Genomic DNA, 18,152 nt, shown 5'->3' on the forward strand with positions numbered 1-18,152 from the left:
TGATCAGCATCAGCGCGCCTCCGGCCGGGCTGGTGCGGCGAAGATCCGGCGCAGGTCAGCGCAGAACTCCGCCACCGCAGCGGCCAGGCGGGCGGCATCGGGATCGCCGCGCGTGCTGTTGGCATGGCGGGCGAGCTGGTTGAGGTTGTTGCCGATGCGGGCCAGCTGCGCGTTGGTCTGCTGGCGCGCGGCCCGGTCCGTGGCAGTGGCGACGGCGGCGTCCTCGATCAGCGCGCGGATCAGCGCGCCCTCGGACAGGCCTGCGGCCTTTGCCCTTTGGGTCAGAATGGCGCGGGTCGCAGGCGGCAGGCGCACGCCGAACTTCGGGCTGGTGCCCTGGCCCTTGGGGGCATTCCTGCGCTTGCTATCCTTGGCATCGGTTTGGGTCATGGAAGGTCTCCTTCCGCCCCGAGCATCGCCAATCGCCTGTAAATACCAAGACATAGTTGCTGTGCGAGATCGGCCAGATCGGCAGCGCAGCCAGCGCCGGGGCCCCCCGGATCAGCCTTTCCGTGCCGTGGCGCGGATCAGAGGGTTCGAAGGGAGAGCATCTCCTCGCAAGGGTTCGGAGGGCAGCAAACATCGTTTGTGGGCACACCGAGGAGCCTTGCTAAGGGGCCTGAGGCTTACGTGAATCTGATTTCTAGTCCGGGGCGTCTTTGAGCCGGGAAACTTGAACTGCCAGATTCTACGGGAATCACATGCGGGCCGTGTGGAACTGGGCGAGGCCGCAGCGGTCCCAACCCAGGCGCGGGGCAGGTGGTCATGCAACATCGCCGTGCTGTATGGCGGCTTGTCAGTCGCGAGCGAGGGTCGGCAGACTGACCGACCGGTGAAAGGCGCCTGCTGCCCGCCCCCTGCACGCACCGCCGGCCCGGGCACGACCTGACCGAGACGATGGCGGCGGCGACGCCGGAGGGCGCTGTCCGTATCGGTCTGGGCCATGGCACCGTTAGCCGCATCGCAGCGCCCGGGCGGCGGTCAAGACGCTGCAACCGCATGCCCGCGGCGCGACCGACGTCGCGGTCGAGCTGGACCTTGCCGAGGGCCGGTTCCGCATCGAAAAGCGCTGGCTGACACGGCCGACCGCGCGGGTGCTGGATGGCACGGGCCGGCTCCTGGCGCAGGAGGACGAGGCCGAGGCCTGGATCGATCGGCTGGTGGGGCAGGGGCTGGCCGGGCCATCCGGGCTGCTGTGGGTGCGGCAGGGCGTCCTGGGCATGAAGCCCGAGGGCGCCGGCGCGTCCGAGAGCGCTGGTGTTCCAGCACGGCGGTCATCGCAGCGGTATCGGTAATCTCGGAGTTCGTCATGATCCGTCCAGCAGGGGGAAGGACGCCGGGGGCGGACCCGGCGCTCACGGGGTTCACGACCTGATGAAAGCCAGCAGGTCGGCGTTGATCGCATCGGCATTCACCGTGTGCATCCCGTGCGCGTAGCCGGAATAGATTTTCAGCGTGCTGTTCTTCAGCAGCTTGTCCTGCAGGATTGCGGCGTTCTTGTAGGGCACCACCTGGTCGTCGTCGCCCTGCATGACCAGCACCGGCACGTCGATCGCCTTCAGGTCCTCGGTCTGGTCGGTTTCCGAGAAGGCCTTGATGCCGTCGTAATGGGCCTTGGCGCTGCCCATCATGCCCTGGCGCCACCAGTTGCGGATCACCGCCTCCGAGGATTTGGTCAGCAGGCGGTTGAAGCCGTAGAACGGCCCGCTGGGCACATCCAGATAGAACTGCGCCCGGTTCGCGGCAAGCTGGGCGCGGAAATCGTCAAATACCTCGATGGGCGTGCCGCCGGGATTGTCCGGCGTCTTGACCATCAGCGGCGGGACCGAACTGATCAGCACCGCCTTGGCCACCCGGCCCTGCGGCTGACCGAATTGCGCGACATAGCGCGCGACCTGACCACCGCCGGTGGAATGGCCGACATGGATGGCATTTCTCAGGTCCAGATGCTCGGCCACGGCCGAGGCGTCGGCAGCGTAATGGTCCATGTCATGGCCCTCGCTGACCTGGGCCGAGCGGCCGTGCCCGCGCCGGTCATGGGCGATGACCCGGTAGCCTTCGCCCAGGAAGAACAGCATCTGGTTGTCCCAGTCGTCGGCGCTGAGCGGCCAGCCGTGGTGGAAATGGATGGGCTGGGCGTCGCGCGGTCCCCAGTCCTTGTAATAGATGTCGACGCCGTCCTGGGTGGTGACGAAGCTCATGGTCGTTCCTCCTGTGCTTGGGGGTTCAGCCCCGGTCGGGGATGGAAATCGGGCGCGGCAGGTGCAGCGCCATCTGGGTGTCGCGGGCCACGTCCATGCGGATGATACGGCCCACGCCCAGCCCGTCGAGCAGCCGGCTCATGGTGCCGCCGCCGCGGGTGATGGTAATGCCCTTCGGCATGCTCACCTCGGCCAGCTCGGTCGGGTTCGTCTGCACCAGGGTCTGATGCCAGGCACCATCCAGCAGCCCGATCGAGAGAGTGGTGCCGATCTGCGATTGTGACGGCACCTGCCGCAGCCGGGGCAGCGGGGCGCTGACGGCCAGATCGGTGCTGCCATCGGGCGACAGGATGCTGGCCGAGATCGCGCCGTCGAGGTTCAACTCGATCTTCGCCAGCCATTTCGGCAGCTGATAGCCCATCACGCCGCGCAGCCGCGCGATCTCAGTATCCACAGGCAGAGCCAGCACATGGGCATGAAAGGTGCGGCGGCGGCTGGAGTGCAGCAGTTCCAGCGGTCCGGGCTGGCGCGCGCCGGGACGACGCAGGATCACCGCGATCGACACCTCGTTATAGGGATCGTTGTCGCAGACATGGTAGGAAAAATACGTCAGCGCCACCAACCCGTGCCGCGGCAGTGCATGCAGCGGCTCCAGCGGCGGCGGCAGCAGCGCGGCGAGCTTTGTCAGCGGCGCCAGAAACAACAGTTGCACCGTGCTGGCACGGTAATAGAAATTCGGGCTCCAGGTCGGGCCGAGGCGGGTCTGCAGCTGCACCTTGGGGATGCGGCGGAAGAAGTCGATATTGCCGGCCGCCGGATCGCGCGCCACCGCGTCCAGATCGGGATTCGAACGGAAGCGGTCGTAGTAGCCGCCTTTCGGCACCGCGACCTTGTGGCCGGCGAATTCGACCTCGACCGTCTCTTGCGTCATTCTCGCGTCCTTCCGTCACTCCAAGGCGGCCCGTCACGCGACAGGGGCCTGATTCCCGATTGCCGGAATGACTGTAGCCCTTGAACCTAGGTTCAAGGTCAAGCGGGAATGGTCCGCGGCAGGTTCGCGGGTTCAACCCGGCGGCTAGGCGCGCGGTTCCGACGTTTATTCTTGCGCCTTTCGCTCCTGCAATTCGCCGATCAGCGCCTTGATGCGGCTCTTGCGCGCCTTGGCCTCGGCGATGATCGCATCGACGGCGGTCAGCTTTTTGGACAGAAGCTGGATTGCCTCGTCGCAGGAGATCGGGTGCTCGCCTTCGGCGATCTCGACGCCGGCGATTTCCTTCAGCGAAAAGCCCAGGGACTGGGCCTGCTCGATGAAGCGCAGGATGGCGACCAGCTCCTCGGGGTAATCGCGATAGCCGTTCTCGCCGCGGACGGCCGGGGCGATGATGCCGCGCCGCTCGTAAAACCGGATGCGCGAGGTGGTCACGCCCGCTGCCTTGGCAATCTCGCCGATCTTCATGCCCGCCCCTTGACCTTGAACCTAGGTTCAAGCCCTATATCGTCCTGCGACACGATGCAAAAGGATCCTGCCGCATGAGCACCCCCGAAACCCCGCTGTTCCAGCCGCTGCACCTGCCCGGCGGGCAGATCGTCAAGAACCGCATCGCCAAGGCGGCGATGGAAGAAAACATGGCCGACAACCGGCACCTGCCGGGTGCGGAATTGCGCCAGCTTTACCGCGCTTGGGCCGAGGGCGGGGCAGGGCTGATCCTGACCGGCAACGTCATGGTCGCCCCCGATGCTGTGACCGGCCCGGCCGGGGTGATCCTGGACGCCAGCCAGCCGCTGCAGCCGTTCCGCGACTGGGCGCAGGCGGGACGGACGAATGGCGCGCGGCTGTGGATGCAGATCAACCACCCCGGCCGGCAGGTCTATGCCGCGACCAACCGCCAGGCCATCGCGCCCTCGGCCGTGCCGGTGGCGATCGAGGGCTATGCGCATCTGTTCGCCAAAGCCCGCGCCATGTCTGATTCCGAGATCGCCGAGGTGATCCGCCGCTTTGCCGACACCGCTGCCCTGGCCGAAGAGGCCGGGTTCGACGGCGTGCAGGTCCATGCAGCCCACGGCTATCTGCTGAGCCAGTTCCTGTCGCCCCTGACCAACCGGCGGACGGACCGCTGGGGCGGGTCTCTGGAAAACCGCGCCCGCATCCTGGTCGAGATCATCCGCGCCATCCGCGCCCGTGTCGCGCCGGGCTTCGGCGTTGGGGTCAAGCTGAACTCCTCGGATTTCCAGAAGGGCGGGTTTGAGGCGCCGGACGCGGTCGCGGTGGTGCGGATGCTGAACGACCTGCCCGTGGATCTGGTCGAACTGTCGGGGGGCAGCTATGAAAGCCCCGCCATGCACGGCCGGCCGCAGCAGGCCGGGACGCGACAAAGCACCTTGGCGCGCGAAGCCTATTTCGTCGATTTCGCCCGCGACATCGTGGCCGAGGCGCGCATGCCGGTGATGGTCACCGGCGGCATCCGCCGCCGCGCCACCGCCGAGGCGGCGCTGGCGCCCGAGAGGGGCAGGGCCGGCGTGGCGATGGTGGGCCTTGCGCAGGCGCTGGCCTATGCGCCCGACCTGCCGAACCGCTGGCAGGCGGGCGAGGCCGTGGTCGAGGTGCCGGCGATCCGCTGGAAGAACCGCTCCCTCTCGGGCCTTGCCACCATGGCGCTGACCAAGCTGCAACTGCGTCGGCTGGGCGCTGGCCGGCGGCCCAGGCCGAACGCCTGGGCGCCCTGGGTGCTGGTCCGCGACCGCCTGCGCACGGCGCGCCGCAGCCGCCGCTATCGCAGCTGGTTGCAGGGGAGGCCCGTCGCATGAGAGGATCGGGCATGAGCAGGCGCATCCTGCATGTCGTGACCAACCGCGGCCACTACGACGATCCAGGTCACAAGACCGGGCTGTGGCTTTCGGAGTTGGGCCATGCCTGGGACGTGTTTGCGGCCCAGGGCTATCGCCAGGACATCGTCAGTCCGGCTGGCGGGCCTTCTCCGCTGGAGCCGCGGGCGCTGACATGGCCGCTGCTCGACACCTCGTCCAGGGCCTGGCTGAACGACCCGGCGCGCATGGCGCTGCTGGAGCGGACCGCCGCCCCGCACCAGGTCGATCCCGACGCCTATGACGCGATCTACTTCACCGGCGGGCATGGCGTGATGTGGGATTTCCCCGACAGCGCCGGCTTGCAGGACATCACGCGGCGGATATGGGAACGCGGCGCGATCGTTTCGACCGTCTGCCACGGCTATTGCGGGCTGCTGAATGTGCGATTGTCCGATGGCCGCCTGCTGGTCGACGGCCGCCGCCTGACCGGCTTTTCCTGGATCGAGGAGATCCTTGCCGGCGTGGCGAGGCACATGCCCTACGACGCCGAAGCCGAGATGAAGCGGCGCCGCGCGCGCTATGGCAAGGCGCTGCTGCCCTTCGTGCCCCATGTCGTCACCGACAGCAGGCTGGTCACAGGGCAGAATCCAAGCTCGGCCAAAGCCACGGCACGGCAAGCCGTCAAGATGCTGAAGGCGTGAGCAGGGGGTGCCGGCCGGTACTAAACGGACGGTCAGGCCGCGCCCAACGGCTCCCATACCGGCCATTCATGTTTGCTGCAGGAGTGGGTAGTCTCGCAGGCGCCGCACCCCGCGGGGTTCATGCCGACCACCGGTCGGCCCGGTTTGTGGCTGCCGGTGGCGGCGTCAAATGGACATCATGTGTGCCAGTTCGCAGATCTGCCCGCTATTCAGGGCCGGATGTGTGGGATCGTGGTCGCGCCTTGATCAATGATGTTCAGCCAAACCTTCCCGAGCCTGGCCCGCACCGGCTGCTTGACCTCTGCGCGTCATGCAGCTGGCGCTTGTCGCGGACCGGAGCGGTTCGCGAGGTATTGCCTTAGAACAACCAGGCCGAGGATTGCTGCACCGATCACGGTCGAGATGACTTCGGGCGCGATCATCATCAGTGCCGCGATGGGCAGCAACGCTCGCTCGACCAGCAGCAGTGGCCCGAAAAGCCAGTTCGTGATCGCTGCCGACAGGGCCACGATGCCCAGAACCGCGCCGGTAAAGGCCAGCAGGAAATCGGGAAGGGTAAAGGACTGCGTGACCAGCAGGAGCGAAGGCGAGAAAACGAAGACAAAGGGCACCAGCGCCTTGCCCATCGACAGCCGGAAGGCGGTGTTGCCGGCCTTGAAGCCATTGGCCCCGGCGATGCCCGCGCCGGCATAGGCTGCCAGCGCGACTGGCGGCGTCACGTCTGCCAGCACGCCGAAATAGAAGACGAAGAAATGCGCCACCAGGGGCTCCACATTCATCATGCCCAGCACCGGCGCCGCCACGGCGACCATGATGATGTAATTGGCCGTCGTCGGCACGCCGCAGCCCATCAGCACGCAGACCACCGCCGTCATCAGCAGGGTGAACAGCAGCGTCAGCGTCTCGATGCTGAACAGTTCGAACGGCAGCGGGGCCAGCAGCCCGTGCAGCGATGTTGCCCAGTTCGCCGCGACCGAGGTGACCATGAAGGCGATCTTGAAGCCCACGCCGGTCAGGGTGACGATGCCGATCACCACGCCGACCAGCGCCGCCGCCGCCGTCACCGCCAGCGATTGCCGGGCGCCGGCGACAAAGCCGTCGTAGATGCCGGTCGCGGCTTCCTTGATGCCTTCCGGCACGCCCGCCGCCATGATCCGCTGGATCAGATAGACCGCCATGCAGGCGGTGATGGCCCAGAAAGCCGACAGGAAGGGGGTGCGGCCCGACATCAGCATCCACACGAGCAGCACCAGCGGAAACACCGACAGCCAGCCCTCGCGCAGGACCTTCCAGGCCTTGGGCAGTTCCTCCTGCCGCAGGCCGCGGATGCCCAGACGCTTGGCCTCCAGATGCACCTGCACCAGCACACCGAAGAAATGCATGAAGGCCGGCACGATGGCGGCGATCAGGATGGTGCGCAGCGGGATGCCCAGGTATTCGACCATCAGGAAGGCGACCGCGCCCATCACCGGAGGCGTGATCTGCCCGCCGGTCGAGGAGGCCGCTTCAACCGCCGCCGCGAAATGGCGCTTGAAGCCGATCTTGATCATGGCCGGGATGGTCAGCGCGCCGGTGGTCACCGTATTGGCGATGGACGAGCCCGAGATCGTGCCCAGCATGGCCGAGGAAATGACCGAGACCTTGGCCGGCCCGCCGGCAAAGCGCCCCGCCAGCGCGGTCGCCAGGTCGATGAAAAGCTGCCCCAGCCCGATCTTCTGCGCCATGACGCCGAACAGCACGAAATGGAACACATAGGTGGCGATCACGCCAAGCGCGGTGCCGTAGATGCCCTGCGAAGTCAGGTAGAGGTGGTTGACGATGTTGGACCAGTCGGCGCCGGGATGGACCAGGATGCCGGGCATCGACTTGCCGAAATAGGCATAGGCGATGAACAGCCCGGCGATCAGCGGCAGCGGCCAGCCCATCGAGCGGCGCACGGCCTCCATCAGCACGACCAGCAGGACAGTGCCCATGGCGATGTCGACGGGCAGGGGGTTGCCCACGCGGAACTGCAGCTGGTCATAGATCCACGGCACATAGAAGGCGCTGACCGCGCCGCCCAGGGCCAGCAGCCAGTCGGTCACCGGCACGCCCAGGATGGCGAAGCCGTCCGTCCGGTGGCGGTTCTTCGCCAGGGCCGAGAAGCTGAGGAAGATGACGAACAGCGACACGCCCATGTGCAGCCCGCGATGCGTGGTCGCGCGCGGAATGCCGAAGCCCGCCGTATAGAAGTGATAGCAGGACAGCAGGAACAGGATCACCCCGGTCAGGATGGCGATGGGGCGCGTCACCGTGCGAAAGCGGGCTTCGGGATCGTATTCCTCTTCCAGCGCGCGAAGCTGATCCTCGGAAAGCTGGGGGGTGGTCTGGGTCATGGGAAGTTCCTGCCGTGCAGTTCAAAGGCCAAGGGATGCGGCCGAGGGTCGGCCGCATCCCTTCGTCGGCTTGCGGGCTTGCTTATTTCAGCTTGCCGGCCTCTTTGTAGAAACGCTCGGCGCCCGGGTGGAAGGGGATACCGGCGCCCAGAGTCGCGTTGTCCAGGGTGATCTGCTTGCCCTTGGCATGGCCGGCGGCGAACAGCTTCTGGGTGTTTTCGTTATAAATGGCCTTGGTGATGCCGTAGATCAGCTCTTCGGGCTGGTCGGCGCTGGTCACAAGCTGCGCCCCGACCGAAAGGGTTGCGGCATCCGCGTCCTGCCCCTCGTAGGTACCGGCTGGAACGGTATCGGCGGCAAAAAAGCTGTAGGTCTCGCGCAGCTTGTCGGCCTCGGGGCCGGCGATGGGCACCAGGGTCACGTCATGCTGGCTGGCGAGTTCCGCGATCGCGCCTGCCGGGTAGCCGCCGACGAAGAAGAAGGCGTCCATCGCCCCGTCGCGCATCCTGTCCGCCGCCTGGTCCGGCTTGAGATATTCCGGCGTGATGTCCTTTTCGGACAGGCCGTATGCGTCGAGGATGATCTTGGCATCGACCAGCGTGCCCGAGCCGGGTTCGTCCAGCGACACCCGCTTGCCCTTGAGATCGGCGACCGAGGCGATGCCCGCGTCCTTGCGCGCCACCAGATGGATGCTTTCGGGGTAGAGGTTGGCGATCAGCCGAAGCTTCTCGACGGCGGGCTGGCCTTCCCACAGGCCGGTGCCGGTCTGCGCCCAATAGGCGACGTCGGACTGGCTGAAGCCGGCTTCCATCGCGCCACCGTTGATCGCATTGACATTGCCCACGGAACCGTTCGAAGCCACCGCCGTCGAAACCAGTCCCGGCACGCCGCACGAACCGCCATCTTCGCAGGCGCGCGAACCTGGTGGGTTGGAAATCGCGTTCGCGATCAACCCACCGATCGGGTAATAGGTGCCGGCCGTGCCGCCGGTGCCGATGCGGAAGAACGACATCTCTTGCGCCGAAGCGGCTGGCCCAAGCGAGGCGGCGACGGCAATGGCGGCGAGGAATGCCTTGAGTTTCATGTGCAGCTCCGTGTTGTATGGAACAAGGCTAACCAAGGTCATAGCTGCAGGCAACCGCAGGGCGCGGCGAAAATGCAGTTGGCTGAGGTGGTAAAGGCCGCGCCTTGCAGCCGTCGCGCGCATGCTTCGATATCGAGGCCAGAGGGTGCTGATGGCACGATGGCCGTGACGGGTGTTTCTTGATCGGCCGCTTTTCCCCAACGCTGACCCTGATCGCTTATGCCCGCCAGGGCAGGGCAATGGCATGTGGAAGGAGCGGCGCCCGTTCTTTTGTCGGATCCGCCTTGTCAGGCCGTCGATTTCTTCTTAGCACCCGGCGGAACAGAAAGGCGGACCATGTCTGACAAGGATCTCGAGCTTCGACATCTTGAAACGCTGGACCGCGATCTCGGGCGCTTCGCAAATCTCGAGGCGGCGGCTGCCTATGTCTCGCGGCCCCTGGTGGCGCCGGGCATCGCGCTCGTCTTCATCATCCTGGCCGGGCTGGCCGCGGCGATGCTGCTGGGGCAAAGCGGCGAGATGCTGGTCGTCGTCACCGCGGCCGTGTTCGGCGCCTATATGGCGCTGAACATCGGCGCCAATGACGTGGCAAACAACATGGGGCCGGCGGTTGGGGCGAACGCGCTCAGCATGGGCGGGGCCATCGTCATCGCCGTGATCTTCGAAAGCGCGGGCGCGCTGATCGCCGGCGCGGATGTGGTCTCGACCGTCGCCAAGGGCATCGTCGCGCCCGAGGCGCTGGATACGTCGGCCACCTTCGTCTGGGCGATGATGGCGGCGCTGCTGGCCTCGGCGCTGTGGGTGAACCTTGCGACCTGGATCGGCGCGCCGGTCTCGACCACGCATGCCGTGGTCGGCGGGGTCGTGGGCGCGGGCATCGCCGGGGCCGGACTCGGCGCGGTCAACTGGGAGCAGATGCTGGCGATCGCGGCAAGCTGGGTCATCTCGCCGGTGATGGGCGGCGTCGTGGCGGCCGCATTCCTGTGGCTGATCAAGAGCCGCATCGTCTATCGCGAGGACAAGATCGCGGCGGCGCGGGTCTGGGTGCCGATCCTCGTGGGCATCATGGCGGGGGCCTTCACGGCCTATCTGGCGATGAAGGGGCTGAAGCAGCTGGTCGAGATCTCGATGCGCGCGGCGCTGTTGCTGGGCCTGCTGGCGGGGTTCTGCTCATGGCTGCTGATGATCCCGGTCACCCGCCGCCAGTCCGAGGGGCTTGAGAACCGCAACAAGTCGCTGAAGGTGCTGTTCGGCATTCCCCTGGTCGCCTCGGCGGCGCTGCTCAGCTTTGCCCATGGGGCGAACGATGTCGCCAATGCCGTCGGCCCGCTGGCGGCCATCGTGCAGACCGTGACGACCGGGAATTTCAACGGCGATGTGGTCATTCCCTTGTGGGTCATGCTGATCGGCGCCTTCGGGATCTCCTTCGGGCTGAGCCTGTTCGGTCCCAAGCTGATCCGCATGGTCGGAAACGAGATCACCAAGCTCAACCCGATGCGCGCCTATTGCGTCGCGTTGTCGGCGGCGGTGACGGTCATCATTGCCAGTGCGTTGGGGTTGCCGGTCAGCTCGACCCATATCGCGATCGGCGCGATCTTCGGCGTGGGCTTTTTCCGCGAATGGGATGCCGAGCGGCGCCTGAAGCAGGCCCGCATGGCCGTTCCCCGGCCGGACAATATTCCGGCGGATGAGCGTCGCCGCCGCAAGCTGGTCCGCCGGCTGCATGTGCTGACCATCGGAGCGGCCTGGGTCGTTACCGTTCCCGCCGCGGCGCTTCTGTCGGCGCTTCTGTTCCTGATCCTGCGGCAGATCCCGGCCTGATCGGCCGGACGACGACGGTTGTGGTCGAAACGGCGCGAGGCTGCCAAAGTGCCTCAGTCGATCCGCGCGGCGGAGGCCTTTTGCATGGGCTTTCCATGCAAGACCGTGCGGAGAGAACCGCTTTCGCGCAACAGGGCCACGGCAAATCTGGTCTCTCGGACGGTAAGCCCGGTCTTCACGGCAATGTCCTCCACCCCATAGCCTGCCTTCAGCATTGCTCCGATCAACGCACGATGTCCCGCCGGTTTCGGTTCTGCCTCTCGGTGGGCGGCATGCCGGTTCTGGTCTGTGAAAGCCCGAGGCGCCGATGCGGCCTGCGCCGGTTGCCTGTCGTCGATGTCAGCTCGGGAAATCAAGCCATCGCTACGCCGCGGTGTCTGCAAGACACACCTCCTGTGGAAACGGAATCAACCAGTCTCCGTAGTCAGGGCGCCAGTCCCTGGGCGCACGCAGCACACGCCTTGCCGACAAGATAGCGGCGCTGTCGAATGGATCAAGAGGCGAGAATATCGAAAACGACAGTGATCCGCGTCGTCGCGATAGGCGCGCCTGGCGGGCCGGGACGGCAATGAAGGGGCTATAAGAACGACGCCCCGCCGAGGTCGATGCGACAGGCATGAAAGGCGATGCCGTCCGGGCAACGCCGCGCCTTGCGCCATTCGGAGCCTTGATGGAGCGGTCGATTTCGGGATGAAACCGAAGCGGAGCGGCCGCTTTGTGGTTGAAACCTTTGATTGGTCCTCCAAACTCAGGCGACATTCGAGGAGGAACCATGCTGAACGTCATTTCCCGCCCATTGGTCCGGCTTGTCGATCGCTGGCTGCCGGATCCCTATATCTTCGTGGTCATCCTGACATTGCTTGTCATGATCGCGGCCATGGCGATCGAGGGGCATGGACCGATGGCGGTCGTCGGCATGTGGGGAGCAGGGTTCTGGGAACTGCTGTCCTTTGCCATGCAGATGCTGCTGGTGCTTGTCACCGGCTACATGATGGCCTCGACCCCGCTGGTGCGGCGGGGGCTGGAGCGGCTGGCTGACCTGGCGGGATCGCCCGGCACCGCGATCCTGCTGGTCAGCTTCGTCTCGCTGGCGGCGAGCTGGATCAACTGGGGCTTTGGCCTGGTCGTCGGCGCATTGTTTGCCAAGGCCATCGCGCGCAAGGTCCGGGTCGACTATCGGCTGCTGGTCGCCTCGGCCTATTCCGGCTTCATCGTCTGGCATGGCGGGCTTGCCGGCTCGGTCCCGCTGGCCATCGCCACGGCGGGCCACCCGTTCGAGGGGGCGATCGGTGTGATCGCTACCGACCGGACCATCTTTGCCGCCTATAACCTGTTCATCGTCATTGCTCTTTTCATCGCGGTGCCGCTGGTCAACCGCATGATGATGCCGCGTCCGGGCGAAGAGGTCTTTGTCGACCCCAAGCTGCTGGCAGAGCCCGAAGTCGCCGATATGCCCGGCACCACGCCGGCCGAGCGCATGGAAAACAGCCGCGTTCTCAGCTGGCTGATCGGCGCGGCGGGCGTCGCCTGGCTGGTTCAGTATTTCGCGGGATCGGGCACGCTGACGCTGAACGTGGTGAACTTTCTGTTCCTGATCGTCGCCATCATCCTGCACGGCACGCCGCGCCGCCTGCTGGCCAGCCTGAACGAAGGCGTCAAGGGCGGCGCCGGCATCGTGATCCAGTTTCCGTTCTATGCCGGAATCATGGCGATCATGCTGAACTCGGGCCTGGCCGAGACGATCTCGGTCTGGCTGACCTCGTTCGCGACCGAGAAAAGCTTTGCCTTCTGGACTTTCATGAGCGCCGGTCTGGTCAACTTCTTCGTGCCCTCGGGCGGCGGGCAATGGGCGATCCAGGCGCCGGTGATCCTGCCCGCGGCCGAGGCGCTGGGGGTGGACGCCGCCCGCGCGGCCATGGCGGTCGCCTGGGGCGATAGCTGGACCAATATGGTGCAACCGTTCTGGGCGTTGCCCATTCTGGGGATCGCCGGGCTGAGAGCCCGCGACATCATGGGATTCTGCACTTTGCATCTGGTGCTTTCGGGCATCATCATCTCGATCGGCCTGACGTTCATCTAGGGCCCTGCCGCCATTTGTTCCGTGACTTGAAAGGAAAGCCTGCATGAATGCCGTGATCGACTTCCTGAACCTGATCTTCTGGAACTATGTGCTGATTTACGGGCTCCTGGCAGTGGGGGTCTACTTCACCCTGCGGCTTGGCTTTCTGCAGTTCCGCCACTTTCCCGAGCTGTTCCGATGCGTCATCGGTTCGGGCGAGGTCGACAAGAACGGCATCACGCCCTTGCAGGCACTGACCGTCAGCCTGGCCTCGCGCGTTGGGACAGGCAATATCGCCGGGGTGGCGGTCGCGATCTATCTGGGCGGACCCGGCGCGGTGTTCTGGATGTGGATGGTGGCGCTGGTCGGCATGGCTACCGCCTATTCGGAAAGCGCGCTGGCGCAGCTTTACAAGGTTCATGGCGAAGGCGGCATGTATCGTGGCGGCCCCGCCTATTACATCTCGCGAGGGCTGGGTTTGCCCTGGCTGGGGGCGATCTTTGCCATCGCGCTGATCATCGCCTTCGGCCTGGTCTTCAACTCGGTGCAATCCAACTCCATCGCCGAGGCGGTGAACGGCGCCTTCGGTGTGCCGAAATGGGCGGTCGGCCTGGCGACGGCGGGGCTGACGGCTGCGATCATCTTCGGCGGCATCCCCCCAGGTCGCCCGCGTGGCCGAGATCGTGGTGCCCTTCATGGCGGGTATCTACCTGCTGGCGGCGATCATCGTCATCGTGATGAACCTGCCGGCGGTGCCCGGCGCGCTGTGGCAGATCGTGGGCGGCGCCCTTGGCCTGACCGAGGCTGCGGGCGGCGTCGCGGGGTCGGTCGCGGCGGCTGCGATGAACGGCATCAAGCGCGGGCTGTTCTCGAACGAGGCGGGTATGGGGTCGGCCCCCAACATCGCGGCAGTAGCGACCCCCGATCCGCATCACCCCTCGAGCCAGGGTTTCGTGCAGGCGCTTGGCGTCTTCATCGACACCATCCTTGTCTGCTCGGCGACGGCAGTGATGATCATCCTGTCGGGCGTCATGGAGCCGGGCAGCGGCGTCACGGGCACCGTGCTGACCCAGAATGCGCTGGTCCATCACTTCGGCGCCGCAGGAGGCGTGTTCGTCGCGGTGGCCATCTTCTTCTTTGCCTTCACGTCGATCATCGGCAATTACGCCTATGCCGAGAACGCCTTTTCCTATCTGGGGTTCGGCAGCAAGACGGGGCTGACGGTGCTGCGTGTCGCGGCGGTCCTCATGGTGATCTGGGGCGCGATCCAAAGCGTGGCGACCGTCTTCAACCTGGCAGATGCTTCGATGGGGCTGATGGCCACCATCAACCTGATCGCCATCATGGCGCTGTCGGGAACGGTGGCCAAGCTGACGCGGGACTATCTGGCACAAAGAAAGGCCGGAAAGATGCCGACTTTCCACCTGTCGCAGCATCCCGACATCGGCCGGGGTGTCGACCCCGAGATATGGCAATGACTGCCGCGACGATCAGATGCCTACTGCGCTGCCGATAAGCTGGGACACCCAGAGCGCTCATCCCTCATACTCCGATACCTGCGAAGATCGGCCAGTTCGAAGAAGCGCGCGTAGTCAAAGCCATCGGAGTAGCGGCGATGCGATCGGCGCTGTGCAGCCTCCGGCTGCGCGCTCGGACAAGCCTTAGGCTGCCGTCGAGGGGCAGGGCGGAATGATCGCTTTGGATATTGCGAAACAGTTTGTAAATCCTGCCCCGCAACCATTGAGACCGACAAACTCGCCGCACCAACGGCGGGTTTTGTCGTTTTGGAAGCCTTTCCAATGGCTTGCCGTTCGGTCCATTCGAGGATTTTCGCCAGATCGCCGTGCAGTGTGGCGAAAATCTCGCCTCGTTCCGGCCCCGGCGTCAGCACAATCTTCTCGATCAGCATCCGCAGGGCCACCGCTGCCTGCGGCCGTTCGTCGGGCTTGGCGAGGGCGGCGGTCAGCGCGGAAACCTTCTTCGCATAGATCGCCGAGGCGCTCGGCAGCAGGTCCGGCGTATCCTCGGGAATGTCGGCAAGCTGCTCGGTCAGTTCGGCCTTGCGCGCTTCCAGCGCATCCATCTCGCCCTTCATGCTCGGATGGAACATGCCCTCCTTGATCGCCTCGATGATGCCCCTGATCTGCTTCTCGACCTTCACCAGTTCCGCCTTCCAGGAATCGCCGTTCGAGCGGCGTTCCCGGTTGAGACGGTTGGTTTCCTCGGCATAGGCCCGCATCGCCTCGGCAGCCACTTCCGGCGCCATCATCCGGTCCTTCAGGCCGGCAAGCACACGCCGCTCCAGATCTTCGCGCAGGATGGTGCGGCTATTGGAACAGGTGCCCTTGGTGACGTGCGTCGAGCAGGCGAACGATCCGAGCCACGGATGGAGAAGGGCCCACCGCAGCAGCCGCAGAAAATCAGGCCCGAGAGCAGCGTCTTCGGCCGATGGGTGCCGTTCAGGCGGTTCTTCTTGTGGTGGGCGCGGACACCCTCGGCGACCTTGGCATATCTGGCCGAGTTGTCGGCCTGCCGCGCCTTCACCGCCTGCCAGAGGTCTTCATCGACGATGCGCAGTTCGGGCACGTCCTTGACGATCCATTCCGATTCCGGGTTCAGCCGCGAGACGCGCTTGCCGGTCGACGGGTCTTTCAGATAGCGCAGCCGGTTCCAGATCAGGCGGCCGATATAGAGTTCGTTGTTGAGGATACCCGTGCCGCGCTTCACATGGCCGTGGATGGTGGTATCGTTCCAAAGCCGTCCTTCGGGGCCGGGCACACCTTCCTCGTTCAGCGTCTTTGCGATGACGCGCGGGCTGATGCCTTCGGCATAATCGCGGAGGATGCGACGCACGACATTGGCCTCGGCCTCATCGATCTCGCGGTTGCCCCGGATCGGATCGCCGCGCGCATCGAGCTGCTTCACGACCTTGTAGCCATAGCAAAGCCCGCCGCCCGACTTGCCGTCCTCGACCCGGCCGCGCAGCCCGCGATGGGTCTTGGCCGCGAGGTCCTTGAGGAACAGCGCGTTCATCGTGCCCTTGAGGCCGACATGAAGCTCGGAAATCTCGCCCTCGGCCAGCGTGACGATGGGAACGCCGGCGAACTTCAGATGCTTGAACAGCGTCGCCACATCGGCCTGGTCGCGCGAAATGCGGTCCAGAGCCTCGGCCAGCACCATATCGAACTGGCCCGCCTGCGCGTCCTGCAACAGCATCTGGATGCCCGGACGCAGGATCATGCTCGAACCTGAAATCCCTGCGTCTTTGTAAGTGCCGACGACCTTCAAGCCGTCGCGCTTCGCCTGCTCGCGGCAGATGCGGAACTGATCCTCGATCGAGGCGTCGCGCTGGTTGTCGGAAGAATAGCGGGCGTAGAGGGCAACGCGGGTCATGGCGGACTCCTTCATGCAACCTTGTCAAAGCGGCTCGGCCGGATCAGCACCTCGGCCGAGATGCCGAGATGGTCGTGCAACTGCCGGATCATGTCGATGGACAGGCCCCGCTTGCGGTTCAGCACATCCGCAACCCGGTTGCGCGGGCCGATCATCGGCTCCAGGTCCCTGCGGGTCAGTCCCTGCTGCTCCATGCGGAACCGGATCGCCTCGATCGGGTCGGGCGGGTCCATGAGATGATGCTTCTCCTCATAGACCTCGATCAGCGTCGCCAGCACGTCTAGCCGGTCGCCGTCCGGTGTGCCGCTCTTCGCGCCCCACAGCCGTTCCACTTCGGCAAGCGCCGCATCGTAATCCGCTTCGGTGCGGATGGGCTTCAGCTCAGTCGCCATGTCTGATCTCCGTCACGTCGATCCTGTCATATGCCTTGTGGGTGCCGATCCACTTGATCCAGACGATGGCCTTCTCGAAGTCGACCGCCACCACGAGGCGATAATCGTTGCCCTTGATGTTGAAGACGATGCGCTCGGCGCTGACGATGCTGGCCGTCGCATAGAGCCGCTTCACATCCGCCGAACTCGTCCAGTCCGCCTTGCTGACTTCGTCGAACCAGGCATCGAGTGCGGCCTTGACCGCCGGCTGGTCCTTCTGCCCCGCGAGGCTGTCGACGAACTGCCGCAAGGTGCGACGGGCAATGATCCTCATAAGTCACCTATATCATGGGACCAAAATGGTCACAAGAAGAATATGCAAATGCCCCGGCGCGGGTGTCGCGGCGGGGCGATGACCGATCTGCCGGGCTCCGATCGCTACCTGAGCTGAGCGTCCAGCGGCGTGAACCCGGCATCCATCTCCGCGCGCTCAACCGCGTCGATGACGACATCGACGGCTTCCGCCGTGCGGTGACGCCGCCGTGCGGCAGCCCGGAGCCAGTCATGGTGGTCGGCGTGCATCAGCACGAACTCGCGCCGCCCGTGCCGGGTGATCTCCACCGGCTCGTGCTGCGCCTGATGCAGGAATTCTTCGGGACTGCGCTGGAATACGACAGAATCGATAGTAGGCATGGGTGCATCCTGAACAAATCCGATGCCCAAAACCATAGATGTCACGCATCCTCGCCTGCCGGGCGCTTCTTCTGCGCCTTGCGTTCGCGCGCGATCTTGCGCTCGAACTGCTCGCGGGCGATCTGGCGACCGATCAGCCGGGCGAGGGACCGGATGGCGGCATCGGCGCGCGCGGGATCGCTTTCCCCCGCTTCCGTCGCGGTCGAAGGTCCAAAGACCTTAATGCTGATCCTGTCACGTTTGAGCGCCATCGTCTCCAGAAATCCCATGCCCGGGAGGGGCAGGGACCATCGAAGAACGGCTCTGATGATGTGACCGCCCCCCCGACGGCTTCGCTGTGCCAGGGTGGGTCTGGGACGATCCACAGAGGGGAGAGGTCATGTCGGAGATTACCACGATCGGGCTCGATCTTGCGAAGCATGTGTTTCAGCTTCACGGGGCCGACGCTTCTGGGCGAGCGGTGCTGCGCAAGAAGCTTCGGCGGGACCAGGTGCTGGCGTTCTTCAGCCAGCTACCATCCTGCGTCGTCGTGATGGAGGCGTGCGGTGGCGCCCATTTCTGGGGTCGTGAGATCGGGAAGCTGGGCCATGAGGTGCGGCTCATCCCGCCGGCCTATGTGAAGCCCTTTGTGAAGCGCCAGAAGAACGAT

General features: G+C 65.4%; 17 protein-coding genes and 2 pseudogenes. 7 read left to right on the forward strand and 12 right to left on the reverse strand.

Going from position 1 to position 18,152, the window contains the following annotated elements; all coding sequences use genetic code 11:
* Positions 1–9: 9 nt before the first annotated feature.
* The 4 genes from BU28_RS23400 to BU28_RS0116255 form a co-directional block, all read right to left on the reverse strand.
* Positions 10–390 (reverse strand): MobC family plasmid mobilization relaxosome protein, encoded by a 381-nt coding sequence (locus BU28_RS23400; protein ID WP_036762541.1) that lies wholly within the window; start codon positions 388–390, stop codon positions 10–12.
* A gap of 974 nt (positions 391–1,364) precedes the next feature.
* The gene (locus BU28_RS0116245) at positions 1,365–2,201 is read right to left on the reverse strand and encodes an alpha/beta fold hydrolase (protein WP_028720397.1); all 837 of its coding nucleotides are present in this window, start codon (positions 2,199–2,201) and stop codon (positions 1,365–1,367) included.
* 25 nt (positions 2,202–2,226) lie between these two features.
* Positions 2,227–3,132 (reverse strand): acetoacetate decarboxylase family protein, encoded by a 906-nt coding sequence (locus tag BU28_RS0116250; RefSeq protein WP_028720398.1) that lies wholly within the window; start codon positions 3,130–3,132, stop codon positions 2,227–2,229.
* Positions 3,133–3,297: 165 nt separating this feature from the next.
* A complete protein-coding gene (locus BU28_RS0116255) occupies positions 3,298–3,657 on the reverse strand; it encodes a MerR family transcriptional regulator (protein ID WP_028720399.1) in 360 nt (119 codons plus the stop codon).
* Positions 3,658–3,731: 74 nt separating this feature from the next.
* Between BU28_RS0116255 and BU28_RS0116260 the strand changes: the two genes are divergently transcribed.
* Complete coding sequence (locus BU28_RS0116260; RefSeq protein WP_028720400.1) at positions 3,732–5,006, forward strand: NADH:flavin oxidoreductase/NADH oxidase family protein; 1,275 nt, start codon at positions 3,732–3,734, stop codon at positions 5,004–5,006.
* An 11-nt stretch (positions 5,007–5,017) separates the two neighbouring features.
* Complete coding sequence (locus tag BU28_RS0116265) at positions 5,018–5,707, forward strand: type 1 glutamine amidotransferase domain-containing protein (protein WP_028720401.1); 690 nt, start codon at positions 5,018–5,020, stop codon at positions 5,705–5,707.
* 308 nt (positions 5,708–6,015) lie between these two features.
* Here BU28_RS0116265 and BU28_RS0116270 read toward each other — a convergent pair whose 3' ends face one another.
* Together BU28_RS0116270 and BU28_RS0116275 are read right to left on the reverse strand one after the other, a co-directional pair.
* Positions 6,016–8,082, reverse strand: coding sequence for a TRAP transporter permease (locus BU28_RS0116270; RefSeq protein ID WP_028720402.1), 2,067 nt, complete (start codon positions 8,080–8,082; stop codon positions 6,016–6,018).
* Between the two features lie 82 nt (positions 8,083–8,164).
* Entirely contained in the window at positions 8,165–9,166 is a 1,002-nt protein-coding gene (locus BU28_RS0116275; RefSeq protein WP_028720403.1) for a TAXI family TRAP transporter solute-binding subunit, read from the reverse strand.
* A gap of 336 nt (positions 9,167–9,502) precedes the next feature.
* On the opposite strand from BU28_RS0116275, the gene BU28_RS0116280 reads away from it, so the two are divergent.
* From BU28_RS0116280 to BU28_RS26665, 4 genes and pseudogenes are all read left to right on the forward strand, one after another.
* The gene (locus BU28_RS0116280; RefSeq protein WP_028720404.1) at positions 9,503–10,987 is read left to right on the forward strand and encodes an inorganic phosphate transporter; all 1,485 of its coding nucleotides are present in this window, start codon (positions 9,503–9,505) and stop codon (positions 10,985–10,987) included.
* A 772-nt stretch (positions 10,988–11,759) separates the two neighbouring features.
* The gene (locus BU28_RS0116290; protein ID WP_028720405.1) at positions 11,760–13,067 is read left to right on the forward strand and encodes a short-chain fatty acid transporter; all 1,308 of its coding nucleotides are present in this window, start codon (positions 11,760–11,762) and stop codon (positions 13,065–13,067) included.
* A 43-nt stretch (positions 13,068–13,110) separates the two neighbouring features.
* Positions 13,111–13,641: pseudogene (locus BU28_RS26660) on the forward strand (alanine:cation symporter family protein); the annotation flags it as partial.
* Positions 13,642–13,717: 76 nt separating this feature from the next.
* Entirely contained in the window at positions 13,718–14,524 is an 807-nt protein-coding gene (locus BU28_RS26665; protein WP_269845833.1) for an alanine/glycine:cation symporter family protein, read from the forward strand.
* 20 nt (positions 14,525–14,544) lie between these two features.
* On the opposite strand, the gene BU28_RS26455 is transcribed toward BU28_RS26665, so the two are convergent.
* The 6 genes from BU28_RS26455 to BU28_RS0116325 form a co-directional block, all read right to left on the reverse strand.
* A complete protein-coding gene (locus tag BU28_RS26455; RefSeq protein ID WP_233144988.1) occupies positions 14,545–15,339 on the reverse strand; it encodes a hypothetical protein in 795 nt (264 codons plus the stop codon).
* Positions 15,324–16,439 carry a recombinase family protein gene (locus BU28_RS24890; RefSeq protein ID WP_028720406.1) on the reverse strand — a complete coding sequence of 372 codons (1,116 nt, stop codon included), beginning with the start codon at positions 16,437–16,439 and terminating at the stop codon, positions 15,324–15,326. The genes BU28_RS26455 and BU28_RS24890 overlap by 16 nt, the downstream gene beginning before the upstream one ends.
* 11 nt (positions 16,440–16,450) lie before the next feature.
* On the reverse strand, positions 16,451–16,831 hold the full coding sequence (locus BU28_RS0116310) for a helix-turn-helix domain-containing protein (RefSeq protein ID WP_028720407.1): 381 nt from the start codon (positions 16,829–16,831) through the stop codon (positions 16,451–16,453).
* Entirely contained in the window at positions 16,821–17,144 is a 324-nt protein-coding gene (locus tag BU28_RS0116315; protein ID WP_028720408.1) for a type II toxin-antitoxin system HigB family toxin, read from the reverse strand. Before BU28_RS0116315 ends, BU28_RS0116310 begins: the two co-directional genes overlap by 11 nt.
* Positions 17,145–17,248: 104 nt before the next feature.
* Entirely contained in the window at positions 17,249–17,503 is a 255-nt protein-coding gene (locus BU28_RS0116320; RefSeq protein ID WP_028720409.1) for a type II toxin-antitoxin system prevent-host-death family antitoxin, read from the reverse strand.
* 41 nt (positions 17,504–17,544) lie between these two features.
* Positions 17,545–17,754 carry a hypothetical protein gene (locus BU28_RS0116325; protein WP_028720410.1) on the reverse strand — a complete coding sequence of 70 codons (210 nt, stop codon included), beginning with the start codon at positions 17,752–17,754 and terminating at the stop codon, positions 17,545–17,547.
* A gap of 128 nt (positions 17,755–17,882) precedes the next feature.
* Here BU28_RS0116325 and BU28_RS0116330 point away from each other — a divergent pair.
* A pseudogene (locus tag BU28_RS0116330) lies at positions 17,883–18,152 on the forward strand (IS110 family transposase); the annotation flags it as partial.

Source organism: Paracoccus yeei ATCC BAA-599, assembly GCF_000622145.1.
In the GTDB taxonomy this organism is placed as follows: domain Bacteria; phylum Pseudomonadota; class Alphaproteobacteria; order Rhodobacterales; family Rhodobacteraceae; genus Paracoccus; species Paracoccus yeei.